At 63.9% G+C, this 24078-nt stretch carries 23 protein-coding genes and 1 riboswitch; of the genes, 8 read left to right on the top strand and 15 right to left on the bottom strand.

All coding sequences use genetic code 11. The annotated features are described in order from the left end of the window. Positions 1 to 86 precede the first annotated feature (86 nt). Positions 87 to 2480 (top strand): phosphoketolase family protein, encoded by a 2394-nt coding sequence (locus FA94_RS27800; RefSeq protein ID WP_035557310.1) that lies wholly within the window; start codon positions 87 to 89, stop codon positions 2478 to 2480. Positions 2481 to 2492: 12 nt separating this feature from the next. Continuing rightward, positions 2493 to 3650 carry an acetate/propionate family kinase gene (locus FA94_RS27795; protein ID WP_035557308.1) on the top strand — a complete coding sequence of 386 codons (1158 nt, stop codon included), beginning with the start codon at positions 2493 to 2495 and terminating at the stop codon, positions 3648 to 3650. A 38-nt stretch (positions 3651 to 3688) separates the two neighbouring features. On the opposite strand, the gene FA94_RS27790 is transcribed toward FA94_RS27795, so the two are convergent. Together FA94_RS27790 and FA94_RS27785 are read right to left on the bottom strand one after the other, a co-directional pair. After that, positions 3689 to 3949, bottom strand: coding sequence for a BON domain-containing protein (locus FA94_RS27790; protein ID WP_035557304.1), 261 nt, complete (start codon positions 3947 to 3949; stop codon positions 3689 to 3691). A 151-nt stretch (positions 3950 to 4100) separates the two neighbouring features. Beyond that, positions 4101 to 5312, bottom strand: a complete 1212-nt coding sequence (locus FA94_RS27785; protein ID WP_035557301.1) for a D-amino acid dehydrogenase — start codon at positions 5310 to 5312, stop codon at positions 4101 to 4103. A 182-nt stretch (positions 5313 to 5494) separates the two neighbouring features. Beyond that, positions 5495 to 5589, bottom strand: a riboswitch (glycine riboswitch). Positions 5590 to 5788: 199 nt separating this feature from the next. Here FA94_RS27785 and FA94_RS27780 point away from each other — a divergent pair. Both FA94_RS27780 and FA94_RS38845 read left to right on the top strand, forming a co-directional pair. Then, on the top strand, positions 5789 to 6421 hold the full coding sequence (locus tag FA94_RS27780) for a LysE family translocator (protein ID WP_035557298.1): 633 nt from the start codon (positions 5789 to 5791) through the stop codon (positions 6419 to 6421). Between the two features lie 373 nt (positions 6422 to 6794). Beyond that, positions 6795 to 7706, top strand: a complete 912-nt coding sequence (locus FA94_RS38845; protein ID WP_156126722.1) for a hypothetical protein — start codon at positions 6795 to 6797, stop codon at positions 7704 to 7706. 82 nt (positions 7707 to 7788) lie between these two features. Here FA94_RS38845 and FA94_RS27770 read toward each other — a convergent pair whose 3' ends face one another. Together FA94_RS27770 and FA94_RS27765 are read right to left on the bottom strand one after the other, a co-directional pair. After that, the gene (locus FA94_RS27770) at positions 7789 to 8364 is read right to left on the bottom strand and encodes a GNAT family N-acetyltransferase (protein WP_035557292.1); all 576 of its coding nucleotides are present in this window, start codon (positions 8362 to 8364) and stop codon (positions 7789 to 7791) included. 6 nt (positions 8365 to 8370) lie between these two features. Continuing rightward, positions 8371 to 8943, bottom strand: a complete 573-nt coding sequence (locus FA94_RS27765) for a helix-turn-helix domain-containing protein (protein ID WP_035557289.1) — start codon at positions 8941 to 8943, stop codon at positions 8371 to 8373. A 245-nt stretch (positions 8944 to 9188) separates the two neighbouring features. Between FA94_RS27765 and FA94_RS27760 the strand changes: the two genes are divergently transcribed. Continuing rightward, on the top strand, positions 9189 to 9893 hold the full coding sequence (locus FA94_RS27760; protein ID WP_035557286.1) for a YceH family protein: 705 nt from the start codon (positions 9189 to 9191) through the stop codon (positions 9891 to 9893). An 80-nt stretch (positions 9894 to 9973) separates the two neighbouring features. On the opposite strand, the gene FA94_RS27755 is transcribed toward FA94_RS27760, so the two are convergent. From FA94_RS27755 to FA94_RS27715, 9 genes are all read right to left on the bottom strand, one after another. Beyond that, positions 9974 to 10870, bottom strand: a complete 897-nt coding sequence (locus tag FA94_RS27755) for a MipA/OmpV family protein (RefSeq protein ID WP_081936174.1) — start codon at positions 10868 to 10870, stop codon at positions 9974 to 9976. Further along, entirely contained in the window at positions 10867 to 11763 is an 897-nt protein-coding gene (locus FA94_RS27750; RefSeq protein WP_035557284.1) for an alpha/beta hydrolase, read from the bottom strand. Before FA94_RS27750 ends, FA94_RS27755 begins: the two co-directional genes overlap by 4 nt. Positions 11764 to 11766: 3 nt before the next feature. After that, complete coding sequence (locus FA94_RS27745; RefSeq protein ID WP_035557281.1) at positions 11767 to 12537, bottom strand: DUF4118 domain-containing protein; 771 nt, start codon at positions 12535 to 12537, stop codon at positions 11767 to 11769. Between the two features lie 301 nt (positions 12538 to 12838). Then, on the bottom strand, positions 12839 to 13357 hold the full coding sequence (locus FA94_RS27740) for an SLATT domain-containing protein (protein ID WP_035557278.1): 519 nt from the start codon (positions 13355 to 13357) through the stop codon (positions 12839 to 12841). A gap of 103 nt (positions 13358 to 13460) precedes the next feature. Continuing rightward, entirely contained in the window at positions 13461 to 14759 is a 1299-nt protein-coding gene (locus FA94_RS27735; protein WP_035557275.1) for an acyl-CoA dehydrogenase family protein, read from the bottom strand. Positions 14760 to 14907: 148 nt separating this feature from the next. Continuing rightward, complete coding sequence (locus FA94_RS27730; protein WP_035557272.1) at positions 14908 to 15813, bottom strand: ABC transporter permease; 906 nt, start codon at positions 15811 to 15813, stop codon at positions 14908 to 14910. Positions 15814 to 15815: 2 nt separating this feature from the next. Further along, positions 15816 to 16730 (bottom strand): ABC transporter permease, encoded by a 915-nt coding sequence (locus tag FA94_RS27725; RefSeq protein WP_035557269.1) that lies wholly within the window; start codon positions 16728 to 16730, stop codon positions 15816 to 15818. Between the two features lie 55 nt (positions 16731 to 16785). Continuing rightward, positions 16786 to 18081, bottom strand: a complete 1296-nt coding sequence (locus FA94_RS27720) for an ABC transporter substrate-binding protein (RefSeq protein ID WP_035557266.1) — start codon at positions 18079 to 18081, stop codon at positions 16786 to 16788. Between the two features lie 70 nt (positions 18082 to 18151). Then, positions 18152 to 19210 carry an ABC transporter ATP-binding protein gene (locus tag FA94_RS27715; RefSeq protein ID WP_035563232.1) on the bottom strand — a complete coding sequence of 353 codons (1059 nt, stop codon included), beginning with the start codon at positions 19208 to 19210 and terminating at the stop codon, positions 18152 to 18154. 316 nt (positions 19211 to 19526) lie between these two features. On the opposite strand from FA94_RS27715, the gene FA94_RS27710 reads away from it, so the two are divergent. The 3 genes from FA94_RS27710 to FA94_RS27700 are packed head-to-tail and all read left to right on the top strand — an operon-like array spanning position 19527 to position 21836. Further along, on the top strand, positions 19527 to 20492 hold the full coding sequence (locus FA94_RS27710; RefSeq protein WP_035557263.1) for a polysaccharide deacetylase family protein: 966 nt from the start codon (positions 19527 to 19529) through the stop codon (positions 20490 to 20492). Further along, complete coding sequence (locus tag FA94_RS27705; RefSeq protein WP_035557260.1) at positions 20489 to 21244, top strand: GntR family transcriptional regulator; 756 nt, start codon at positions 20489 to 20491, stop codon at positions 21242 to 21244. Before FA94_RS27710 ends, FA94_RS27705 begins: the two co-directional genes overlap by 4 nt. Before the next feature lies 1 nt (position 21245). Continuing rightward, positions 21246 to 21836, top strand: coding sequence for a flavin reductase family protein (locus tag FA94_RS27700; protein ID WP_035557256.1), 591 nt, complete (start codon positions 21246 to 21248; stop codon positions 21834 to 21836). 22 nt (positions 21837 to 21858) lie between these two features. Here FA94_RS27700 and FA94_RS27695 read toward each other — a convergent pair whose 3' ends face one another. Further along, entirely contained in the window at positions 21859 to 22290 is a 432-nt protein-coding gene (locus FA94_RS27695) for a DUF1801 domain-containing protein (protein ID WP_035557253.1), read from the bottom strand. Between the two features lie 168 nt (positions 22291 to 22458). Next, entirely contained in the window at positions 22459 to 24015 is a 1557-nt protein-coding gene (locus FA94_RS27690) for a gamma-glutamyltransferase family protein (RefSeq protein WP_081936172.1), read from the bottom strand. Between the last annotated feature and the right edge of the window lie 63 nt (positions 24016 to 24078).

Below are 24078 nucleotides of genomic sequence, written 5' to 3'. Positions count from 1 at the left end.
GCTTTTTTTAAAAGCCCGCGCATGTCACGCATCATCGCCGCAGCACCCGCTAACCTGCCTGACAGTCCTTTTCGAGGAGTGACGCCATGGCCGAAGCAACCTCACGTGCGACCCCGCCGACGATTCTGGATCCCGACACGCTGCGCAAGATGGACCGCTACTGGCGGGCCTGCAATTACCTGTCGGCCGGCATGATCTACCTGCGCGACAACCCGCTGTTGCGCGAGCCGCTCAAACCCGAACACATCAAGAACCGCTTGCTAGGCCATTGGGGCTCCGATCCGGGACAAAGCTTCCTGCTGGTGCATCTGAACCGGATGATCCGCAAGCTCGATCTGAATCTGATCTACATTGCCGGCCCCGGTCACGGCGCGCCCGCCACGCTCGCCAATTGCTACCTCGAAGGACACTACTCGGAGATCTATCCGGACCGCAGCGAAGACGAAGCCGGCATGCGCCGCTTCTTCCGGCAGTTCTCGTTTCCCGGCGGCATCGGTTCGCACTGCACGCCCGAAACGCCTGGCTCGATTCATGAAGGCGGCGAGCTTGGCTACAGCCTGTCGCATGGCTATGGCGCGGCGTTCGACAACCCCGACCTGATCGTCACCGTGATGATCGGCGACGGCGAAGCCGAGACCGGCCCGCTCGCCACCTCGTGGCACTCGAACAAATTCCTCAACCCGATCCGCGACGGCGCGGTGCTGCCGGTGCTGCATCTGAATGGCTACAAGATCGCCAATCCGACCATCCTCGCGCGGATTCCGCGTGAAGAGCTCGAAGCACTGCTGACCGGCTACGGCCACAAGCCGTATTTCGTCGAAGGCGACGACCCCGACACGATGCATCAGCAGATGGCCGCGACGCTCGAACAATGCATCGGCGAAATCCGCGCGATCCAGCAGCATGCGCGCGAACGCAACGACGCCACGCGACCGCGCTGGCCGATGATCGTGCTGCGTTCACCGAAGGGCTGGACCGGCCCGAAGGAAGTGGACGGCCATAAAGTGGAAGGCTCGTGGCGCGCGCACCAGGTGCCGGTGCTCGATCCGGTCACGAATAGCAAAAGCCTGAAGCTGGTCGAACACTGGCTGCGCAGCTACGAACCCGAATCGCTATTCGACGAAGCGGGGCGTCTCGTCGAAGAACTGCGCGAGCTCGCGCCCGAAGGCGCGCGCCGTATCAGCGCCAATCCGCACGCGAACGGCGGTTTGCTGTGCAAGACGCTCGACCTGCCGCCGTTCCGCGACTACGCGGTCGCGGTGAAAAAACCGGCGGCCTCGTACACGTCGCCCACCGAAGTGCTCGGCACATTCCTGCGCGACGTGATGCGCAACAACATGACGAACTTCCGCGTGTTCGGCCCCGACGAAACCGCCAGCAACAAGCTGACGGCGATCTACGAGGCCTCCGAAAAGACCTGGCTCGCGCAAACCGAAGCGAGCGACGCCGACGGCGGCGAACTTTCCACCGATGGCCGCGTGATGGAAATGCTGAGCGAACATACGCTCGAAGGCTGGTTCGAAGGTTACGTGCTGACCGGCCGTCACGGCCTGTTCGCGACCTACGAAGCGTTCGTCCACGTGATCGATTCGATGTTCAACCAGCACGCCAAGTGGCTGGAAAAAGCCAAGCGCGACCTCGGCTGGCGGCAGCCGGTGCCGTCGATCAACCTGCTGATCACGTCGCTGGTCTGGCGTCAGGATCACAACGGCTTCACGCATCAGGACCCCGGCTTTCTCGATGTGGTCACGAATAAAAGCCCGGACGTAGTGCGTATTTATCTGCCGCCCGACGCGAACTGCCTGCTGAGCGTGGCCGATCATTGCCTGCGTTCGCGCGATTACGTCAACGTGATCGTCGCCGACAAGCAGCCGCATCTGCAGTATCTCGACATGGACGCGGCCGTCACGCATTGCACCAAAGGCATCGGCATCTGGGACTGGGCGTCGACCGATCAGGGCGTCGAGCCGGACGTGGTGATCGCCTGCGCGGGCGATATCGCGACCATGGAGGCGCTCGCCGCGGTAGAGATCCTGAAGGCGCGTTTCGCCGATCTGAAGATCCGCTTCGTCAACGTGGTCGATCTGTTCCGTCTGATGCCCGAGCATGCGCATCCGCATGGGCTGTCGAGCCGCGATTTCGATTCGCTTTTCACTACCAGCAAGCCGGTGATTTTCAACTTCCATTCGTATGCTTCGCTGGTGCACAAGCTGACCTATAACCGCACCAATCACGACAATCTGCACGTGCACGGCTATCACGAGAAGGGCAACATCAATACGCCGCTCGAACTGGCGATCATCAACCAGGTGGACCGTTTCTCGCTTGCCATCGACGTGATCGATCGCGTGCCGGCGTTGCGCGGCGTCGGCGACCATGCGAAGGAATGGCTGCGCGGCCAGATCATCGAGCATCTTGCTTATGCGCATGCCGAAGGCATCGACAAGGAAGAGATCCGCAACTGGACCTGGAAAGGCTGAGCGAGGCAGGCGATGGAACCTCAAGAGCGCGCCCCGGCGCCGACGATTCTGGTGCTGAACAGCGGTTCGTCGTCGCTGAAGTTCGGGCTGTTCACCTACGCGAGCGGCGACGAAGCGTTGCTGCTCGCCGGCAGTGCGGAAGGCATCGGGCGCGGCGACGGCGGCCTGCTGATCAAGGCGCCGGACGGCCGCGTGCTGGTGCAGCAGGAGCGGGTGCTGGAGTCGCAGACCGACGCGTTGCGCAAGCTCGCCGAGGTGCTCGCGCAGCAGGGTCATGGGCGGCCCGCGGCGGTCGGGCATCGGGTGGTGCATGGCGGGCCGCATTTGCGCAAGCATCAGCGGCTCACGCCCGAGGTGCGTCAGCGTCTGCAGGACGCCGTGCATTTCGCGCCGCTGCATATTCCGCCGGCGCTCGCACTGATCGACGAGGCCGCGCGGATTTTCGGCGACGCGCCGCATTTCGCCTGCTTCGATACCGCGTTTCATGCAACGCTGCCGCCGCGCGCGGCGCAACTCGCGTTGCCACGGCGGTATGTAAAGGCGGGGGTGATCCGCTACGGTTTTCACGGGCTGTCGTATGAGTCGCTGGTCACGCAGCTCGGCAACGCGCTGCCTCCTCGCGCGGTGTTCGCACATCTCGGCAACGGGTCGAGCCTGTGCGCGCTACGCGAGGGTAAGTCGGTCGATACGTCGATGGGGTTGACGCCGACCGGCGGTGTGCCGATGGGCACGCGCAGCGGCGATCTCGATCCCGGCGTGTTGTTGTATCTGATGCGGGTCGAGAAGTTGGACGCCGCCGCGTTGGAGACGCTATTGAATCGGCACAGCGGCCTCGCCGGTTATACGGATGGCGAAAGCGATATGCAGGCGCTGGAAAAACTGGCCGCGTCGGGCGATGCCAATGCGGCGCTGGCGCTCGATGCGTTCGCTACGGCGGTGCGCAAAACCATTGGCGCGTATGCGGCGTTGCTGGGCGGGATCGATCTGCTGGTGTTCACGGGTGGGATCGGTGAACACAGCGCGGGGATTCGCAAGCGCGTGTGCGACGGGCTTGCTTTCATGGGACTCGTGGAGGGCGATCCGGCGGGCAAGGTGAGGGCGATTCATACCGAGGAAGAGAAGCAGATCGCGCGGCATTGCCGGACGCTGTTGCGCGCTGAGGCGCATTGAACTGATCTGGCCGCTTTCTTTTCCGCTGACCTAGCCTCTTATTTCGGCTTGATGGTCGTGCGATCCAATACGCCGGTGACGCCGAACAGACGCGTGACGTCTTCGAGGGCGGCGATTCGTTGCTGATCGCGTTGCAGTTCGCCGCGCAGCGTGATGCGACCGGCGGCGACTTTCACCTTGACGGCGTGCTCGGGAACCGCGGTATCCCACGCGAGGCGACGGGTTGCTTCGGCGGCGATCTGAGCGTCGGTCAGGCGCGGGCTGGTCGTGCTGTGTTTCGTGGAACGGTGGTGTGGCATGAGTTCTCCACGGAGATTGCGGGGATGGGAGAACACTAGCAGATGTGACGGATTTTGCATTCGGCCTTTGCCGCCGTGATCGCCATCCACAAAGGCGTTCGCCCCTGCTGTAGGGGGACGTCCCACAGCAGGGGCGCGTTGCAAACGGAGGCTACACAATCGCCGCAGCCACCGCCTGTGCCGTTGCCGCCGACAACGTCCACCCGAGGTGCCCGTGCCCGGTGTTGTAGAACACGCCTTGCCGTTTGCCGCGTCCCACCTTGGGCAGCATGCTCGGCAGCATCGGCCGCAAACCCGCCCACGGAATCACACGCGACGTCGACACTTCGGGGAAGTAGCGCCGTGTCCAGTCCACCAGCGGCGCAATCCGGTCCGAGCGGATATCGCGGTTGAAGCCGTTGATCTCCGCCGTGCCCGCCACGCGGAATCGATCCACACCGAGCCGGCTGGTGACGATCTTCGCGCTGTCGTCGAGCAGGCTCACCCATGGCGCGCGCCGCCGACTGGTTTCGTCGTCGAGACAGACCGTGATCGAATAGCCTTTCACCGGATAGATGTTCACGTGATCGCCGAGCATCGCCGCGAAATCGCGACTCTTCACCCCGGCGCAGACGACGATCCGCTCGAACGCAAAGCGCTGCGACTCGCCTTCCAGATTGACCGTCAGCGAAAACTTGCCCTCCACGGGCTGCTCGATCGCCGTGATCTCGGCGTCGTAGTGAAACTCGACGCCGTGCCGCACGCAGGCATCCGCGAGACCGCGCGTGAACTTGTGGATGTCGCCGGTCGAATCGGACGGCGTGAAAAAACCGCCGAAGAAATCGCCTTGCAGCGTGGGCTCGATCCGCTGCAACTCGGTCGCCGACACCGGATTGCGGTCGAGGCCGCCTTCGCGCAGCAACGCATTCACCTTGTTCGCCGCGGCGAATTCCTTCTGCGTTTTGTAGATATGCAGAATGCCGCGCCGTTCGAGATCGAACTCGATGCCCTCGCTACGCGCCGTCGAGAACAGATGTTCGCGCGCGGCAATCGCGAGCCGCACGGTCTCGACGGTGTTGCTCCGGTAGTGCGGAATCTGCCGCAGGAATTCGCCCATCCACGAGTATTTGTGCCACGTGGGCAGTGGATTGAGCAGCAGCGGGGCGTCGCGCGTGAGCATCCAGCGCAGCCCCTTCAGCACGGTAGCGGTGCTGTTCCAGACTTCGGCGTTGCTGGCCGATAGCTGGCCGCCGTTGGCGAACGACGTCTCCATTGCCGCATAGCGATGGCGTTCGAAAACCGTGACGTGGTGGCCGCGTTGAGCGAGGGCGTAAGCGGTCGTGACGCCGGTAATGCCGGCGCCGATAATGGCGATTCGTGACATGACATAGTCCAGATGAGTTGAGCATCACCGGTGTCGATTTCGTGTCGAAACCGGCGTCGATGCCCCATCTGTCCCTGTACCTGAGAGTTTCTTCCCGCGCCATGCCGGCTCAATGCGAGCCGGAGTGGGGAATCCCCTTCGGTGGACGCGCGCAAGTGTCGGCGGCGTCGCTCTCCAGATGTTCCCGCTGCGCGGTCCTTTTGCCTGAGAGTTTCCGGGGCGGTTGCTCCGTCGGCGTCGTCACTAACCGCATGACGATCTCTCCCGCGCTGCATTGCAGAACGGCACGACGATACCGGGCAAAAATTATTGCCGCAAGTGTTTCGTGCGCTGCGTTGCAGCGCGTGTGTGCGGTCCGAGCGTGGGTATGCGTGCGCGCTGTCCTGTGCGTGTGCTGCGATTGTGTACCGGGTCGGCGTGGCGGCGATCGGCTATAGTCGGCGGCACAATTCCCATTCATCAACGAGGAGAACGCCGTGCCCGCTTTCACAACGCTGCTCGCTTTCGGTCTGGTTTCACTCGGCATGGTGCTCACGCCGGGACCGAACATGATCTATCTGATCTCGCGATCGCTCTGTCAGGGCAAGCGCGCCGGTCTCGTGTCGCTCGGCGGCGTGGCGCTCGGTTTCGTGTTCTATATGTTCTGCGCGGCGTTCGGCATTACCGCGTTATTGCTCACGGTGCCGTTTGCGTACGACGCATTGCGCTTCGGCGGCGCACTGTATCTGTTGTATCTCGCGTGGCAGGCAGTCAAACCCGGCGGCCGTTCGCCGTTCCAGCTGCGCGATCTGCCGCACGATAGCCCCCGTAAGCTGTTCACCATGGGCTTCGTCACCAACATCGCGAATCCGAAGATCGCGGTGATGTATCTGTCGCTGCTGCCGCAATTCATTTCGCCGGGACATGGCAGTGTGCTGTTGCAGTCGCTGGCTCTCGGCTGCGTGCAGATCGTGGTCAGCGTGACGGTGAATGCGATTATCGCGAGCATGGCGGGGTCGATCGCCGGGTTCCTCGCGGGTCGTCCCGTGTGGCTGAGGGTGCAGCGCTGGTTGATGGGCACGGTGCTCGCCGGACTCGCGGTGCGGATCGCGCTCGATTCGCGTCGGTAAGCGGTTCGATAGCATTCCCGGGCCAATGCTCCGCCTTCGGCGTGTCGTTGTGTCGGCGTGTCGTTGCGTTACTCCGCTATGACCGCCTGACTGTCGTCATGTCTATGCTGACTCCTTAGTCTGCTACCCCGGCGGACGACATTGGAAAAGGCGGATGAACGACATGAGCATGCCCATTCGGAGCGATTCCCCCCTTCAATCTGCATTTCAAAGGAAGTCTGTCGGCACCGGTGCTAGCGCCGGCGGGCAGCAGTCCATGGCCCCGGCCTCTCGCCCCGATCCTACGAAGACGAACGCGCCGACGGGACAGGGGCCGAGTCTCTTGCCGGGAGACGGTCACGCGGGCGCAGCGCACGTTCGTACGCAACGGGCGTTGACTGAACCGCGATGGCAGTCCAGCAAGGAGACCTGGAGCGAATTCCAGTGCAGGCATTTCAACTGGAATAACCGCCAGAGCGGCACGTGCGAGGCGGGTTCGGTACCAGCGAACGAAGGGAAGCAGCCGAAGCAATCGACCCTCGATATTTTATTGGCGATATCTTTCGCGGTGTTAGCCGGCGGCCCGACCGAGATGCTCCAGAAGCCATCCGGGGTTCCAGTCCGTCCTCCCTCTCCAATGGACGTGTCGCCCGCACCGTCGCGTCCAGCATCGCCGAAGGACACATCACCCACGCCCGCAGCGGGTCGCCCGGATGGGACCACGGCAGACCGGCCGGCCGATTCGGCGCAAGGCAGCGCGCCGTCCGCCAGTCATGCCGGAATACGCGGTCCCAATCCCTATCTCAGCCCGAACGCCGTGCCGCGCGGCATGCATATCAATGAAGTCGGCATGCTGGAGAAGTCGTCGTTTTCAACCGTGTATCGGGTTGAGCGTCCCGGTCTTCGAGAAGAGATCGCCGCGCATGGCTTTAGTCCGTCCAATCACTTCGGCGGAATTCAGAAGATGATCCAGGGCGACGCGATTATCGTTTCTGAAACGCCGGAAGGTGCCCGCATCTTCGGCAACGGTGAATACGGGGAGGGTCACTACGACTTATACGCAATCGATGCGAAAGGGTACAAGGGCGCGTCACTGAAAGACAACGTGGACTACAACACCGAGTTTGTCGCGCATGAAACGGGCCGCACAGCGGAGGCCTTGAAGAAGTTGCCGCCACGCGAAGTCGCGGAAGGTGCGCTGGAGTTCATCGAGGCGCATATCGACGCGGCAGCGGGTCAGGCCAGCAAGGTTCACCTTCTCGAACGAGGCGTGCCGCGCGACAGAAAATCCAGCGATTCCGAATGAGCGTGCGGCGCCTGGCGATGGCCGCATGTAACGGTCGGCAGTATGACGCCGACCTGCTCGGGGAGCACGCGGCATGGGTTATTCATCGCGCCGATCCGTCCATTCGCGATTCATCTTCAAGGTGTCGCGGGCGCAGTGACTTATACATGATCGTCGTGGCGTCGAAGCGTTCCTCGTCCGGTCCGCGCGCGTAGCCCGGGATCATGCCGACCGCCTGATAGCCGAGTGCGATGTACAGCGGCTCGGCGTGATCGCCGGTACGCGTGTCGAGCGTGAGCAGGCTGCGCTGCAAACGCAGCGCGTGCCGCTCCAACTCCATCATCAACGCACGGGCGATCCCCCGACGACGCCACGCCGGATGAATCAGCAGCTTGCGCACTTCGGCGCGATGTCGCTGGTTCGGCATCGTGTCGTAATCCAGTTGCACGGTGCCGGCGATTGCGTCGCCTTCACGCGCGACAAGCAGAACCAGCCGGCCATTACGCAGCGTCGGCAGCACCTTGCCGCGCCAGAACGCTTCGCTCTCGTCGACGCCGTGGGGCAGCACGAAACCGACACTGGCGCCGTCATGCACGCAAGCATGCAGCAGCGTACCGAGTTCCGGCAGATGGCGTTCGAGATCGTCGGCGGAAAAAGGGGTGATGGTCATGGCGCTCATGTCGGCTCACACGATGAAAAGAAAGTAATGGGCGCCGCTGTGTGCGGGCGTCACGAAAGCGCTCGGGCCGAACAGCCGGTAGCGCAGGCAATCGCCAGGCTGCAGATCGTGGCTCTGACCGTCGACGGTGATTCGCAGTTGGCCGTCCAGCAGAATCAGATGATGTTCGAGGCCCGGCCTCGGCGACGCGTCGTAGGTAATGTGCGCGCTGGGTTCGAGTTCGCACTCCAGCGCTTCGCCGGCCAACGCCTGGGCGGGTGGCGACACGGAGCGACGCCGGAAGCCGGCCGCGGCGTCGGTCCACAAGGGCTGCTCGGCGCGCGGCACCCGCGGCGCGAAGTCCTCTTCGACCATATGCATGAGGCGCGACATCGGCAGGCCATAGGCCACGCACAGCTTGCCGAGCACGCTCGCGGTCGGGCTCACGGCGGCGTTTTCGAGGCGTGACAGCGTGGCGCGACTGACGCCGCTGAGCCGCGCGAGATCGTCGAGCGACCAGTTGCGTTCGGCGCGTAGCGCTCGCAGACGCTGCGCGATGCGGCGGTCGATGGCGTTGTCGTCGGGGTGTATATTTTCCATATTCGGGAAATTATCTCGAATATGGAAATTCGTCAATCGGAACAAAAAGGGGGAGTGAAGTTCGGCCTTGCGTTCACCGCCCGCAGCGTGAACGTGAACGTAGGCGCGCGGCGACCGGCATTCATGCACCGCGCACCGTCTGGCCCGTTTATCATAGGGGCCGCCATCCAGAAAGCGCCGCCAGGCTGTGCAACGGCAACGCACCACATCTACGAGACCCGGCGACTCCAGCCGCAACATCATCCATGAACACCACTCCCGACGCTGTTTCCCGTCCCTCCCTCCGCGCGTTGACCCTGCTCGAAGGGCGCGTGCTCAGCGTGCTCGTCGAAAAGCAGCACACCGTGCCGGACAGTTATCCGCTGTCGTTGAACGCGCTGACCTTGGGCTGCAATCAGAAAACCGGCCGCGCGCCGGTGATGAACGCTACCGAAGCCGAAGTGCTGACCGCCGTCGACGGTCTGAAACGACTGAGTCTGGTGATGGAAGGCAGCAGCAGCCGCGTGCCGCGTTTCGAGCAGAACATGAACCGGGTACTGGGCTTGCCGAGCCAGTCGGGCGCGTTGCTGACCACCTTGCTGCTACGCGGCCCGCAGACCGCAGCCGAATTGCGCCTGAACAGCGCACGCCTGCATGGTTTCGCGGACATCTCATCGGTCGAGGCGTTTCTCGACGAACTCGCGGCCAACGATCCGCCGCGCGTCGTCAAACTGGCGCGCACGCCGGGCGAGCGTGAGAACCGCTGGACGCATCTGCTGTGCGGCGAAGTCAGCGCGAGCGATCTGGCCCAGCCGGGCGATGACGACGACTCCGTGCCGTTATCCGCGTTCGAGGCGGTGAAGGCTGAGCAGAAGCGTCTCGCGGAAGAAGTGAGCCGGCTCAAGACGGTAGTGCGGCGCATGGCCGCGGAGTTGGGGATCGCGGTCGACGATCTGGGCGACGACGCCTGAGCGGCGTTTCACCTATTGCGCGCTTGAGTCGGGGCCGACATCGATGCAAGCCGGCCCGGCAAGCGCGCATTCAACAACCATCAGAACTTGTAATTCACCGACGCCAGCGTATTCAACTCGAAGCGCTTTTCGGTAATCGGGCTATTCGCCGCATTGTGTTCGAGGCGCCCGAAGGTCGCCGCGACCGAGCCGTTCCAGTGCCGCGAAAAATCGTAAGTCACCATCGCGTTCATATGGATGTCGCGTACGCCGGCGCTGGTGTTGTACGTCGGCAAACCCGACGCCGCGCTCTGCTGCGGCGAGACGCCGAAAAAGGTCCGCGTGTACGTGCCGTTGGCCCACGTGAAACCCGGCCCGACCGAGAACAGCCAGCCGCCCACCGGCGCGGACGCCACCAGATCGGTGCTGATCGTCGTGCCCTGATGATGCCCGGCGATATCCTGATACAGCGCCACCGATCCGGTGAACGCCCACCACGTGTAGTCGCCGAACAGCTTCAGCTTGGGACCGCCGTCCACGTCGCCGAGACCGTGCAGGTGCGGATCGTCCGACTCCTTGCGCGACTGGAAGTCGAAACTCAGCGCCGCGCCCAGGTGATAGGCCGGCCCGCGCAGCACGTTGACGCCGAGCACGTCCGGGCCTTGCGAGAAAAAGCGGTCGTCGTAGGAAATGTCCAGCGCCGGAAACGGGATGTAGCTCAGTTGCCGCGAGCCCGGATACTTCGGCGTGACCACCAGGCCGGGGCCAACGCCGATCTTCCATTTGCTGTCGGACGACGTAGGGGTCGTGGTGCTGGCGTCAGTGTTTGTAGCGGGCGTCGTGTCGTCGGCATGCGCGGCTTGCGCTGTCGTCAAACCCAGCAACGCGCCGCTTAGCGCCAATGCCAGCGTCAGCGACGACGCACGCGCCGGCTGGCGGTGCTCAACAACGCGGTGTCCAACAAGGCCATGCCCAGCAGGCTTCACGCGCGCGCTCATGCCCGCTCCTTGCCGAGTGCCGCAAGTTGCCGCAGGCGCCGCGCGAGCGCCTTCGAGACGACGGGCTGGCGGCCGTCGTCTCCGCCGCTACGAACGGCTTCGCTTTCGCGCAGAAACAGCGCGGTTTCGCGCGCGACGATTTCGCGCTCGTTGTCCGACGTAATCATGTGATACGAGTCATCCAGCCAGATTGTGCGTAAAAAGGCCGCGCCGATATGGCTGGCCACGAATTGGGCATTACGTGGGCTCGATGTCTCGTCGTCGATCGCATGCACGATCAGGCAATCCGTCTTGATGTCGCGCACCAGCGTGCGAACTTCGGACGCCAGACGGCTCGCCTCGTGCAGCGCCGGCAATGAGATCGTGGACGGCCCGACTTCGCTGAAGTCGCTACGCTGCATCGCGCGCGCGATCTTGGCGCGCAGCGCCTCGTTGCGCAGGCCGAACGGCGCTGCCTCGCGATAGCGCCAGCGCTTGCGCATCGGCGTGTAGTAAGCCCAATTAAGCAGGAAACGATACCAGGGAATCGCCCAGCCGTCGTAAGAAAGCGTCAAGGACAACAACACGAGCGATTGCGCCCGCGGACGCCGATGCGCGAGCGCGAGAGCCAGCGCCGAGCCGATCGACAGCCCGCAGATCGACACATGCGTGAAGCGTGCGGCGAGCGCGTCGTACTCGCGCACGGCCGCGTCGATCCACGTTTCCATCGCGGCTTCTTCGGAGCCGGCGCTATAGCCGGGCAGCAGCGGCGCGCAGGCGGTAAAGCCTTCCGCATTCAGATAGCGCGCGAGAAAACGCAATTCGAGCGGCGAACTCGACAGGCCGTGCAGCATCAGCACCGCGTGGTCGTCGCCGGGAAAGAACAGGCTGGTCGGCTGGGTCGGTTGATTCATGGCTCAGGCTCCGATCCGCAACACGAGGAAGTCGCCGGCGTGCGTGGTGAAGCGTTCGCACACGCATTCGGTGAGCTTCGCCGCGCCGTCGCCGGTTTTCAGGCGCACGCGGTGCGTGCCGGGGCGCAGTGCTTTGCCCAGGCGCTGAATGTCGTCGGGATCGACGTCGGCAAAGCGCGGGCCCGGCGCGATTTCATTGGGCAGGCGCGGCAGCACGCTGTGCTGTTTGAGGTCGTCGGCCGGCTGCAGCGCATCGCGTTCGAGCGCCTGAATAAAAATGAAGGTGCGGTGGTGATGCGACAGATGGCGCAACAACCGGTGCGTTTCGTCGACGGCGCGGCGCGCGAGCATCCGTTCGTTATCGTGACGCAGCAGCATTTCATAGCGCGACTGCGCGACCGACGCGATCAACTCGGCGCGGAACTGCGAGCGCCGCAAGCGTTCGATCAGAATGATGACGAGCAGCGTGACCAGCGGATAGGAGATCAGCAGCACCACGTCGGCGTGATTGAACACGGTGATGGCCGCGTAAGGCGGCACGAACAGATAGTCGGCAATGCCGAGGCCGAGCAGCATCACTGTCAGGGCAGGCGCCAGGCCGAAAAAATACTCGACCAGCGACGCCGCGATGCAGAACGCGGTGCCCGGCAAGAAAGGGCCGATTAATGGGTGAAGCAACATGCGCACGTCGCAGGCAACCGCCAATGCAGCGGCCGCGACTAGCCAGGCGCGTGTACCCCGTGGTGCCCAGCGACGGGCGTTTTGGACATCCATGATATTTTTTTGGGGAGCGATTTCGCGCCCGATTGAGTGTGGCATGCGCATTCAAAGCGCAGGCCGGACGATACCATAATCAGGCCACCTCAAAGGCCGCCAAAATGTAAGGCTTCTGGTATCGGACAGTAAGGCGGCGGCGTGAATCCGGGCGCCATCGCACGGGGATCGAGCGGGTATGCCGAGCGTCACGGATTATGGGCGGCGTCCGCTTAAGCGAGGCTTAAGCCGTGGCGGGATCGAGGTGGCGCGACGACCGGACGGGGCCGGTGTGCGCGGGCTCTTCAGGGCTTCGCGTGGCTCAGGCGTCGCGGCTGCGCAGCGGGTCGGTGGAGAGCTTGCGCTGCGTGCGATAAAACACGCGTGGCGGCACATTGGGCGAATCTTCGGCGAGCCGGTCGAGCTCTTCGCGCGTGGCGGCAAGGTAGTGGCCGTCGCGCGCATCGGCGTCGCCGGCGAAGATCGCTTCGAGCCGGCGGCGCACCGCGCCATAGCGCGCACCGGCGGCGCGGTGTTTTTCCGCGCGCTCCGCATAGCGCAGAAAAGTTTGCAACGCCGCCGACACCGCCGCCGCGACGCTCACCAACCCTACGAAGATCCGCAACGCCGGCGCGACCGCCGCCGCCGTCAGCGACGCGAATACCGCCGTGCCGACGAACGCGGTCAACGCGGTGACCAGCCAGCCGAGCTGGCGGTCGCGCGCCGATAACAGGTCGGCCATGTCGTAATGGCTCATCTGCGATTCGCGCGCGCGGCGGATCCACTTCAGCAGCAGTTCGGCTTCGTCGACGGGAGGCTCGTAGGCGGGCAGGTTCTTCATGGCGCTCGTCAGGGCTGTTCGGTTGCGCAAGCTTAGCGCATGCGTGTGCCGACCGGGCGCCCTGGGGCGGCGTAGATTCGACCGAGTTGAAGACGCCGGCTAATTACGCGGCGACAGAAACAGAGGCCGAAGCCGCAACCGCAACCGCAACCGAAGCGCTTTGCGGCTCAAGCCCGAAGCGCTCGTTATGCGCGTTGCCGTTCAGATAGAAGTCGCCGATCGCGGCCTCGCGGACAATCGCCGGGTTATGCGAGGCAAGCACGCGCGCATTGCGCCAGTAGCGGTCGAAGCGAAGCGACTCGCTGGTCGCGGACGCGCCGCCCACTTCGAACAGCAGCGTCGCCGCTTGCAGTGTCTGTTCGATCACGATCTGCTGCGCCTGAAACGTTTGAATGTCGAGATGCACGTAGGCCTGTTCATTGCTGCGGCCTTGCGCGTGGGCCGTCGAGACTTCGTCGATCGCGCGCGCCAGCGACGTGCTCAGGCTCTGCGTCGAATAGGCGAGGCTGGCGAGCCGTCCGATCACCCGCTGCACCAGCGGGTTGTCACGCGGACTCGATTCGCCGGGAACGCCGAAGGTGCGGGTTTTAGCCCGCGTGAAGACGACCGCGTCGCGCAACGCCGCGCGGCTGATGCCCGCCAGATTCGCGATATGCAGCGCCTGGTAATACGTGGTGAGCAGGCTGTTGCTGCGCGGCTCGGACGCGCGATAGCGGCGGTACAGATTGTCGATCGCAACCGGCACATGGTTGAAGCGCGCGGTGCCGCTGCCGGTCAGGCGCTGGCCGAAGCCGTCCCAGTCGTCGATACGTTCGAGCCCCGGCGCGTTGGCTTTGACGATGACGCGCACATGGCTCTCGCCGTCGTGCGCGGTGACGTCGACCCAGTCCGCGTAGAGCGTGCCGGTGGTGTAGTACTTCTCGCCGTCGAGATGCCATGCGCCGTTAGTCTGCGTGAGACGCACGCTGTTGTCCGTCGCGGCGCCGCGCTCGGAGGTCGCGCCGCCAATGATCTGGCCTTGCGCGATGCGCGTGAACCAGCGGTCGCGCAACGGCTCGTCGTCGCTTTCCAGCAGCGACTCGATAAAACCGCCGTGTACGCGCAGGATTTGCGGCAGATTCGAATCCGCTTCGCCGAGTCGCGTGACCAACGTGAGAAACGCCGTGAACGACACGCCTTCGCCGCCGTACGCTGTCGGCACGCGCAGTCTGGTGTAGCCCGCCTCGCGCAACCAGTCGACCGGCGCATAGGCCAGTTCGCGTTGCTGTTCGCGCTGCACCGCGCCTTCGGCGATCCGCGCGAAGACTGGCGCGAAGCGGCGCGTCAGTTCGTCTTCGCCGGCTAGTTGTGCGGCGTCGGCGATGGAGTGTGTCCGGCTTGATTGCGATTCATTTGCTGCCATAGGTTCTCCGAAAACAGGTGCGCGTGGTGCGCAATCGGAGAACGGTACGGGAGCAGGGCGTGCGCTAGCAACGAAGAAATTGGCCGATTCTTAGCACGAGAAGTGAAATGCGCGCTGGGTTCGACTCGACCGGCTGTCGCCACCCGCGCTATTTCAACGCCGCCACTGCGCGCCTGCGCGATAGCCACCGCACCGCGAATAGCGACACGCCCATCACCGTCAGCGACAACACGGTCGTCATCGTGCCCAGTGCGTAAATGACCGGCGTCGTGACCGACGTGGTGAGTCCCTGCAGTTCGAGCGGCAGCGTGTTCTGGTCGCCGATAGCCTGCGAGGTACGGGCAATTTCGTCCCACGAGAGCGTGAAGCCGAACATGGCGACGCCCACCACCGAAGGTCCGATGATCGGCAGCACGACGTGGCGGAAACTCTGCCACGGCGTCGCGCCGAGATCGCGCGACGCTTCTTCGTAAGCCGGATTGAAGCGGTTGAACACCGCGAACATGACCAGCAGACCGAACGGCAGCGTCCACGTCAAATGCGCGCCGAGCGCCGACGTGAACAGGCCCATCGAGGTCGTATAGCTATCGGCGAAAGACTGATAGCCCCACGCGCTGGCCAGATACTTCACGCCGTTGTCGAGCAGGCGGAAGGTCAGGCCGATGCCGAGTGAAACGATGATCGACGGCATGATCAAACTGGCAACCGACACATAAAACACCGCGGTATCGCCGCGAAACTTGCGCCGGAACGCGAGGCCGGCCGCGACGGAAAACAGCACCGTCAGCACCGTCACCGCCAATGCGAGCCGCACCGAACGCCCGAACGCGGCCCAGATATCGATGTCGCCCACGCCGTCGCGCAACACCGCGAACCAGTGCAGCGACACGCCGCGCATCGGGAACGTGAGACCGCCCTCGGGGCCCTGAAACGACAGAATGAAAATCGTGATCACCGGTCCATACAGGAACAGCACGAACAGGCCGAACAGCAGCGCGAGCCAGTAGAAACTGGCCGGCCGCCGTTCCCGGTGTTTGACGCGAATGGCCTGCATCTTCACAGCTCCTTGCGAATATCGACGACCCGCGTCAACGCCCACACGATCATCAGCACCACGGCCAGCAGAATGATCGCGTTGGCGGCGGCCGCGGGAAACTGCAGATAGCCGGTTTGCACCTGAATGATCTTGCCGACCGACGCGATCTGCTGGCCGCCCATCACGCCGACCGTCAGAAAGTCGCCCATCACGATCGTGATCACGAAGATCGAGCCGATCACAATACCGGTTTTCGACAGCGGCACGACCACGTCGCGCACCACTTGCCAGCCGCTCGCGCCGGCATCGCGTGCCGCTTCGAGCAGTGAGCGGTCGATCCGCATCATCGCGTTGAAGATCGGCACGATCATGAAGAACGTGTACAGATGCACGAACGCCAGCACCACCGAAAAGTTCGAATACAGCAGCCATTCGAGCGGCTGATCGATCAGATGCGCGCCGATCAGCGCCTGATTGACGAGGCCGTTGCGGCCGAGCAGCGGCATCCACGAGATCATGCGGATCACGTTCGAGGTCCAGAACGGAATCGTGCAGACGAGGAACAGCACTGTCTGCATGCTCGTGGTGCGGACATGGAACGCGAGAAAGTAGGCGATGGCAAAACCCAGCAGCAGGGTCACCGCCCACACGATCGCGCAGAATTTGAGCGTCGACCAGTAGGTCTTGAGCGTTACGCAGACGTCGGTCATCGACGAACAGCCGTTGAAGATCGCCGCGTAGTTCTTCAGCGTGAACGCGGGGATGATCTGGTATTCGTTGAAGTCCCAGAAACTGACGATCAGCGTGATCACCAGCGGCACGATGAAAAACAGCAGGAACGTCAGCGTCAGCGGCGTCGCCTGCAGCCAGGCCGGCGCGCGCCGGTGCTTGACGGGCTCGTCCTGCGCGCGCGACGAAAGGTCGATGGTGGCCATGGCTTGCTCGGTTAGTCCCTTGATTGAACGCGTGTTTGATCGCTCGGCTGGACACTCAGGCCGCGATGAACTCGTTCCACTTCTGCACCATGTAGATGTTCTCGTCCATCACCGCGTTCCAGCAGGCAATCGCGCCCATGCGCTGCGTGTACGAGCCGCCGTCGCGCACGGTGCCGGCTTTTTCGAGCAACTGGCCGTCCGGCGCCTTGATGTCCTGCGCCGCCGCTTTGCCTTCGATCCAGTAGTCCCACTCGTACGGCTGCATGTGGGTCTTCGCTGTTTCGAGCACGCCGGAGTAGTAGCCCTGACGCATCAGATACGCGCCGGCCCAGCCGTCCTGGAACCAGTTGACGAACTCATACGCGGCGTCGAGTTTCTTGCCTTGCAGCGAGCGCGGGAAACCGAAACCCGAGGCCCACGAACGGTAGCCTTCCTTCAGCGGCTGGAATTTGCAGGCAATGCCCATGGTGCGAACCTTCGTCACGGCGGGCGACCACATCGACTGAATCACCACTTCGCCCGACGCCATCAGGTTCACGCTTTCGTTGAAGTCCTTCCAGAACGCGCGGAACTGGCCGGCGCGTTTCGCTTCGATCAGGATCTTGATGGTCTGATCGATCTCGGCCTTGGTCATGTTGCCTTTGTCGCCGTACTTGATATGACCCATCGCCTCGATCGCCATTGCCGAATCCATGATGCCGATTGCGGGAATGTTCAACAGCGCCGCCTTACCCTTGAATTGCGGGTTGAGCAATTCCGCCCAACTGTCGATCGGCCGCTTGATCAGGTCGGGACGAATGCCCAGCGTATCCGCGTTGTAGGTGGTGGGGATCAGCGTCATCCATTGCGTTGGCGTGGCGGAGAACTCGGTCGACCGCGGACCGGTCAGGAACATCACCTTCTTCGGCGCGGTGCCCTGGTCGCCGATCTTCTTGCCGTTGATTTCGCCGCGTGTGAGCACCGGCGTGATCTTGTCGGCGAGCTTGATGCGCTTCGTGTCCATGCCCGCCAGCGTGCCGGCCGGAATCAGTTTCTTCAGCGAGAAGTATTCGGTGTCGACAATATCGAACGAGTTGGGCTGCGTGATGATGCGCTTGGCGACGTCGTCGGTGGTGACCGGAATGTATTGAATCTCGATGCCGGTGTCTTCCTTGAACTTCTTCGCAATGTCGGAACTCTGGTTGACCGCCGTGCCGAGATAACGCAGCGTGATCTTTTCCTGTGCGTGCACGTACGGAAAACCGGCAATGCCGGCCGCCGCCACCGCGCCCTTGATGAACGTGCGGCGCGACAGGCCTTTTTCCTTGCCTTCTACGGCGGCCGCTGCCGGGCTCTCGTTCGCTTCAGTCATTGCTTTCTCCTCAGTTGACGCGGGATTGACGTTCGATTTGACGTTCTATTCACTACAAGCATGCCGCCGCTCAGGCGGCGAGCGGATGCGCATCCTGCTCGTTCCACCAGACCACGACGCGCGCGTCGGGACCGAGCCGCGCCGGGTCATAGTCGCTATCGCTGACGAGCGAAATCAGTTCGGGGGAGCCGTCGAGCGGATCGAGCGTCATGCGCAGATGCGTGCCCTGGTATTCGGCTTCGCGCACCGTGCAGGGCACGCCGCCGATCCGCGTCAGGCCGCTGTCGCCGCTGGCGTTCTGCACGGGCGTCACGCCATGCGGCACGATCCGCAGATGATCGGCGCGCACGGTAAACAAGTGGCCATTACTCTTGAAGACGTTATGACCGCCCAGGAAGCGCGCGACGAATTCAGTGCGCGGACGGTTGAACACCTCATGCGGCGTGCCGCTCTGCTCGATCCGCCCGTGGCTCATCACGACCACGAGATCGGCCAGCGCCATGGCTTCTTCCTGCGAATGCGTGACGTGTACGAACGTGATGGCCAGATCCTTCTGCCAGCGCTTGAGTTCCGCGCGCATCTGCACGCGCAGGAATGGGTCGAGCGCGGACAGCGGTTCGTCGAGCAGCAGGCAACCGGGCTGATTCAGCAGCGCGCGCGCCAGCGCCACACGCTGCTGCTGACCGCCCGACAACTGGGCCGGTTTACGCTCGGCATACGCGGACATCGCGACGAGTTCGAGCAGTTCGCCGGCGCGCTTGCGGCGCTCGTCTTTCGCGATACCGCGCATTTTCAGGCTGAACGCGACGTTGTCGAGCGCGCTCAGATGCGGAAACAGCGCGTAGTTCTGGAACACCATCGCCGTGCCGCGCGCCGCGGGCTCGGCGCGCGTGACGTTGCGGCCCGCGATCAGAATGTCACCTTCGGTGACCGATTCATGCCCGGCGATCATGCGTAAGGTGGAGGTCTTGCCGCATCCCGAGGGCCCAAGCAGGCAGCAATACTGGCCGCCGGCAATGCGCAGGTCGATGGCGTCGACGGCCAGCGCGTCGCCGTACTGCTTCGACACATGGACCAGTTCGATATCGGCGGCGTGGGTGTCGAGCACCTTTGAAACAGGCTGAATCATGAAGGGCAAGTCCTCGTGAACGGCGAAGCGCGGCACGCATGCGAGAAACCGCACGGCCTATGCGAAGCGACGTAAATGCAAAACATGTGCCATCCATTGCGTCGCGACGCGCGTCGATCGCCGACACGCCGGTCCGCTTAACGTCGGCGAGTTGGCGCATATATTGCAAACGATCCGCAGCGTCGATCGTTAGCGATCCGAGCCATCCGGTTTGCGCGATCACGGTGCGTCTTCGGTCCGTCGCGGGGCATGAACCGGCCAAACCGGTTCATCCGCAACGGCGCCGGCCGCGTTTCGTCACCCACGCTTTCTTTCCATGAACGACACACGCAATTTGTCCGTAGCAGAGAACCGCGCGCGTCAACGGCTCGCCACGCACGGCCGTTTTTCGTACCGGCCGATCACCGATCGCGACGCGTTCCGCTGGCCGGGCGGCAGCGGGCTGGCGGTTTATCTGGGCTTCAATATCGAGCACTTTGCCTTTGGCGAAGGTCTCGGCGCGGCGCTTGGTCCGTTGTCGCCGCAACCGGATGTGCTGAACCATAGCTGGCGCGAATACGGCAACCGGGTGGGCGCATGGCGCTGCATCGAACTGTTCGATCAACTGGCCATGCCGGCCGGCACGCTGATCAATACCGCGCTCTACGATCACTGCCCGGAATTGATCGCGGCGTGCGTGGCGCGCGGCGACGAACTGATCGGCCACGGCCACACCAACGCGCACCGGCAGAGCGAACTCGACGAAGCCGGCGAGCGCGAGCTGCTATTGCATTGCCGCGAACGGATCGCCGACGAATCCGGCACGCCGCCGCACGGCTGGCTCTCGCCGTGGATTTCGGAGTCGGCTCTAACGCCGGATTTGCTCGCCGAAACCGGCTACCGCTATACGCTGAACTGGTGCCACGACGACCGTCCGGTGCGGATGGCCACGCGCGGCGCGCCGCTGTGGTCGATCCCGTATCCGCAGGAACTCAACGATCTGCCGATGATGGTGGGCCGCCTGATGGACGGCCGCGCGTTCGCCGACATGATCGTCGACCAGTTCGACGAAATGCTCGACCAGGCCAACCGTGGCGCGCAGCCGCAGGCGCTGGTAATGGGCATCGCGCTGCATCCTTATCTGGTCGGGCAGCCGTATCGCTTGCGGCATTTGCGGCGCGCGCTCGAACATATCGCCGCGGCACGCGCGCGCGGCGACGTGTGGATCACCACGCCGGGCGCGATCGCGGATCACATGGACCAACTGGAACGGGACGGCGTGTTGCAGCCGGCCGAGGCATGAGCGCGAACGCCGGCGCGGCCACCGCTAAAAGAACGCCGAAGGGAGCGCAGAAGGAAGACGCCGACGTCGACGCGCGCCTCTATCAATCGATCTTCGACGGCGTGCTGAATCATCGCCTGACGCCCGGCACGAAATTGCCGGAGCCCGAGCTATGCCAGTTGTTCGGCGTCGGCCGCGCGGTCGTGCGCCGCGTACTGGAAAAGCTCGCCTACGATGGCATCGTGGTGTTGCGCCCGAACAAAGGCGCGGTGATCGCCGAGCCGACGCCGGAGGAAACCCGCGAGATTTTCGAAGCGCGGCGCTCGGTCGAACGAATGCTGGTGGAACTGGCCGTGCAGCGCGCGAGCGCGCACGACATCGAGACCTTGCGTCAACAACTCGCGAGCGAGCATGCGGCGATGCATCGTTTCGATCAACCGTCATGGGCGACGCTTGCGAGCGGTTTCCATATGCGCATCGCGGCGCTGGCGGGCAATTCGATCCTGCAGAACTACCTGAAGGAACTGGTCTCGCGCTGTTCGCTGATTGTCGGCGTCTACGAGACGCCGGGCAACGCGCCGTGCGAGCACGCGGAACACGCGGCGATCGTCGATTGTCTGGAAGCGCGCGATGCCGCGGGTGCAATGGCGCTGATGGAAGCGCATTTGCGGCATATCGAGGAGCGCATCGAAATCACGCGCATGCGTGGCGAAAAAAGTCTGGGCCAATTGCTCGGCCTCGTCGGGCACGCTGTTCCGATTCAGGGGCGCTGACATGGAAATCGACTTCGACGCGATCACCGAATACCAGCGCTACAAACTGATGGCGAGCCTGATCGTGCCGCGTCCCATCGCGCTCGTCACCACGCTCGGCGCCGACGGCACGATCAACGCCGCGCCGTTTTCGATGTTCAACATGCTCGGCGAGGAACCGCCGATCGTGATGATCAGCATCAACCGCGTCGCGGACGGCACGCTGAAGGACACGGCGGTCAATATCGTGCGCACGGGCGAGTTCGTCGTGCATCTCGCCGACGAAGCCATCGCACTGAAGATGCATCGCTGCGGGGAACGGCTGCCGCCCAACGTGAGCGAGCTGGCCGAGGTGGGCTTCACGGCGGTGCCGAGCACCCACGTGGCGCCGCCGCGAATCGCCGAAGCGCCGGTTGCGTTCGAATGCACGATCTGGGAGACGCTGGAAACGAGCAGCCGGCAGATTTTCATCGGCCGGGTGCATCGGCTCCATGCGCGCGACGAGTTGATCGACACCGACACCTGGCGCGTGCGGCTGCAGCACTACTTTCCGGTGGGCCGTTTCGGCGCCAGCGATTACGTGACCACGCGGGACCGCTTTACGCTGGAATAGGCGTCAGATTCCACTACATGATTCACGCGCGCGGTTTGCTTTTTTTCTTCGCCGCGCGTTCTGCGAGCGCTTCGGTATTGGCTTTTACCGCGGCCTGAATCAGTTGCTTAAAGGCGGCCTCGTTGATCTTCTCGCCTTCGTGAAGGTCGATCGCGCGCCGCGTATTACCGTCGAGGCTGGCATTGAAAAGCTTCTTCGGGTCCTTGAGCGCGGCGCCGCGCGCGAACGTGAGCTTGACGGCCTGCTTGTACGATTCGCCGGTGCAGACAATGCCGTCGTGCGACCAGACGGGCGTGCCCATCCATTTCCACTCTTCCTGAATGTCGGCGTCGGCCGCGTGAATCAGTTCGCGGATGCGCGCGAGCGTTTCGCCACGCCAGTCCGCCAGTTCTTCGATCCGTCTGGTGATGTTCGCTGAAGCGGTGTCGCTATCCGGATGAGCGGTCGGCTTCATCTTGTCTCCGATTTTTTCTGGTTCTGGAATGGGGCGCGCGAGCGGTCTTTGGCAGCGCAAGCGCGTCTGGCCCACACGGCGTCCGCGTAGCTTAGCAGGCTCGTTGCGCGGGCTGATCCGGTTTCCCGTAGGGCCGTTGCGCCGTGCCGTAACCGGCTGGCTGGCTGACTAGAAATCGACGCCGAGCGCGCGCCCATCGCTGCGTGGATCGTGCGCGCCGCACGCCGCGCCGTTCGCGTCGAGGCGAATCACGCCAGGGTGACCCGCCAGCGGACTCTGCACCGGGATCGCGCTGACTTCGTGCCCGCGCGCGGCGAGGGCCGCGAAGACGTCGGCGCCGGCATCCGCTTCGAGTTTCAACGCATCGCGCGTGTCGGAGAAGGTTTTGCCCAGCAGGAAACGTGGCCGGGCCAGCGCGGTCAGCGGGTCCATGCCGTAGTCGATCAGGCGCGTTAGGATGGCGGCCAGCGTTTGCGGCTGACCGTCGGCGCCTTGCGTGCCGAACAGCAAACGCGGCCGGCCGTCTTGCAGAAACATACCGGGATTGAGCGTGTGGAACGGACGCTTGCCCGGTTGTATCGCGTTGTGATGCGTGGGGTTCGTGCTGAACGACGCGCCGCGGTTGTGCCACAGAATGCCCGTGTCGCCCGCCACCACGCCGCTGCCCCAATCGAAGTACACCGTTTGCAGCACGCTCACGCTACGGCCCTCGCGATCCGTCGCGCCGATGAACACCGTGTCGCCCGGCCGGAACGTGTGCGGCCACGGCCGTGCGCTGTGCGGGTGGATGGTGCGTGCGTGCGCGTCGAGGGTGGCGGCGCAGAGCATGTCGTCGACCGGCACGTGCGTGAACTCCGGATCGGCCACGTGGCGATCGCGATCCATGAATGCGCATTTCACCGCTTCCACCAGCAGGTGATAGTAGTCGGCGCTGCCTTCGGCGATCTGACCCAGATCGAAGCGTTCGAGTATCCCCATGATCTGCAGCGTGGTGACGCCCTGGGTTGGCGGTCGCATGCTCACCAGTTCGCCACCGCGGTAAGCAACCCGTAGCGGCGCTTCATCGCGTGCGCGGGTTTGGGCGAGGTCGCTCAAGCGCAGCGGCGAGCCGGCCTGCTGCAAGCCGCGAGCCATGCGTTCGGCCAGTTCGCCGCGATAAAACTCCTGCGCACCGAACCGGGCCAGACGGTCGAGGCTTCCTGCCAGCGCCGGTTGCGCGAAGCGCTCACCAATGGCGGGAATCCGGCCGTGCGGCGCGAACGTCGCGGCGAAGCCGGGCAGGGCGCGCAATTCATCGGCACGCAGACTTTGCCAGAAGTGCTGCGACGGCGTCACCGGGAAACCCTCGCTGGCGTATTCGATCGCGCGCGCGAAGAGTGCCGCCCACGTCTGCCGGCCGCCCCAGACTGTGCGGCTGATCTCGTCGGCCTGTGACCAGCTATCGACCGTGGCAGCGCTGGTGAGCGCTGCCGCCGCGCCGCGTAGCGGAATGGCGCCGTCGAATGCGGGCAGTTGCGCCGCGGCCTGACCGATGCCCGATAACGTGCGCAGCGTCCCGTGCCGGTCGGCGATAACCCAGAACGCGTCGCCGCCTAAACCGGTGAAGTGCGGATACGTCACGCACAGCGCCGCGCCGATCGCTATCGCGGCTTCGATCGCATTGCCGCCCGCGCGCAACACGTCGCGGCCGGCCTCGCTAGCTAACGCATGAGGACTGGTGACCATGCCGCCGGTCGAGACGGCGAGTCGGGTATCGGGCAATGGCTACTCCGCAGCGAGAGACGGGGC

Origin of the sequence: Burkholderia sp. 9120, from assembly GCF_000745015.1 — a bacterium.
Classification (GTDB): Bacteria; Pseudomonadota; Gammaproteobacteria; order Burkholderiales; family Burkholderiaceae; genus Paraburkholderia.
This window is presented reverse-complemented; position numbering and strand designations above follow the sequence as displayed.

What these genes read in the sequence shown, in the direction of transcription:
- FA94_RS27800 (WP_035557310.1), top strand. Translation starts at nt 87, where the DNA reads ATGGCCGAAGCAACCTCACGTGCGACCCCGCCGACGATTCTGGATCCC.
- FA94_RS27795 (WP_035557308.1), top strand. Translation starts at nt 2,493, where the DNA reads ATGGAACCTCAAGAGCGCGCCCCGGCGCCGACGATTCTGGTGCTGAAC.
- FA94_RS27790 (WP_035557304.1), bottom strand. Translation starts at nt 3,949, where the DNA reads ATGCCACACCACCGTTCCACGAAACACAGCACGACCAGCCCGCGCCTG.
- FA94_RS27785 (WP_035557301.1), bottom strand. Translation starts at nt 5,312, where the DNA reads ATGTCACGAATCGCCATTATCGGCGCCGGCATTACCGGCGTCACGACC.
- FA94_RS27770 (WP_035557292.1), bottom strand. Translation starts at nt 8,364, where the DNA reads ATGAGCGCCATGACCATCACCCCTTTTTCCGCCGACGATCTCGAACGC.
- FA94_RS27765 (WP_035557289.1), bottom strand. Translation starts at nt 8,943, where the DNA reads ATGGAAAATATACACCCCGACGACAACGCCATCGACCGCCGCATCGCG.
- FA94_RS27760 (WP_035557286.1), top strand. Translation starts at nt 9,189, where the DNA reads ATGAACACCACTCCCGACGCTGTTTCCCGTCCCTCCCTCCGCGCGTTG.
- FA94_RS27755 (WP_081936174.1), bottom strand. Translation starts at nt 10,870, where the DNA reads ATGAGCGCGCGCGTGAAGCCTGCTGGGCATGGCCTTGTTGGACACCGC.
- FA94_RS27750 (WP_035557284.1), bottom strand. Translation starts at nt 11,763, where the DNA reads ATGAATCAACCGACCCAGCCGACCAGCCTGTTCTTTCCCGGCGACGAC.
- FA94_RS27745 (WP_035557281.1), bottom strand. Translation starts at nt 12,537, where the DNA reads ATGGATGTCCAAAACGCCCGTCGCTGGGCACCACGGGGTACACGCGCC.
- FA94_RS27740 (WP_035557278.1), bottom strand. Translation starts at nt 13,357, where the DNA reads ATGAAGAACCTGCCCGCCTACGAGCCTCCCGTCGACGAAGCCGAACTG.
- FA94_RS27735 (WP_035557275.1), bottom strand. Translation starts at nt 14,759, where the DNA reads ATGGCAGCAAATGAATCGCAATCAAGCCGGACACACTCCATCGCCGAC.
- FA94_RS27730 (WP_035557272.1), bottom strand. Translation starts at nt 15,813, where the DNA reads ATGCAGGCCATTCGCGTCAAACACCGGGAACGGCGGCCGGCCAGTTTC.
- FA94_RS27725 (WP_035557269.1), bottom strand. Translation starts at nt 16,730, where the DNA reads ATGGCCACCATCGACCTTTCGTCGCGCGCGCAGGACGAGCCCGTCAAG.
- FA94_RS27720 (WP_035557266.1), bottom strand. Translation starts at nt 18,081, where the DNA reads ATGACTGAAGCGAACGAGAGCCCGGCAGCGGCCGCCGTAGAAGGCAAG.
- FA94_RS27715 (WP_035563232.1), bottom strand. Translation starts at nt 19,210, where the DNA reads ATGATTCAGCCTGTTTCAAAGGTGCTCGACACCCACGCCGCCGATATC.
- FA94_RS27710 (WP_035557263.1), top strand. Translation starts at nt 19,527, where the DNA reads ATGAACGACACACGCAATTTGTCCGTAGCAGAGAACCGCGCGCGTCAA.
- FA94_RS27705 (WP_035557260.1), top strand. Translation starts at nt 20,489, where the DNA reads ATGAGCGCGAACGCCGGCGCGGCCACCGCTAAAAGAACGCCGAAGGGA.
- FA94_RS27700 (WP_035557256.1), top strand. Translation starts at nt 21,246, where the DNA reads ATGGAAATCGACTTCGACGCGATCACCGAATACCAGCGCTACAAACTG.
- FA94_RS27695 (WP_035557253.1), bottom strand. Translation starts at nt 22,290, where the DNA reads ATGAAGCCGACCGCTCATCCGGATAGCGACACCGCTTCAGCGAACATC.
- FA94_RS27690 (WP_081936172.1), bottom strand. Translation starts at nt 24,015, where the DNA reads ATGGTCACCAGTCCTCATGCGTTAGCTAGCGAGGCCGGCCGCGACGTG.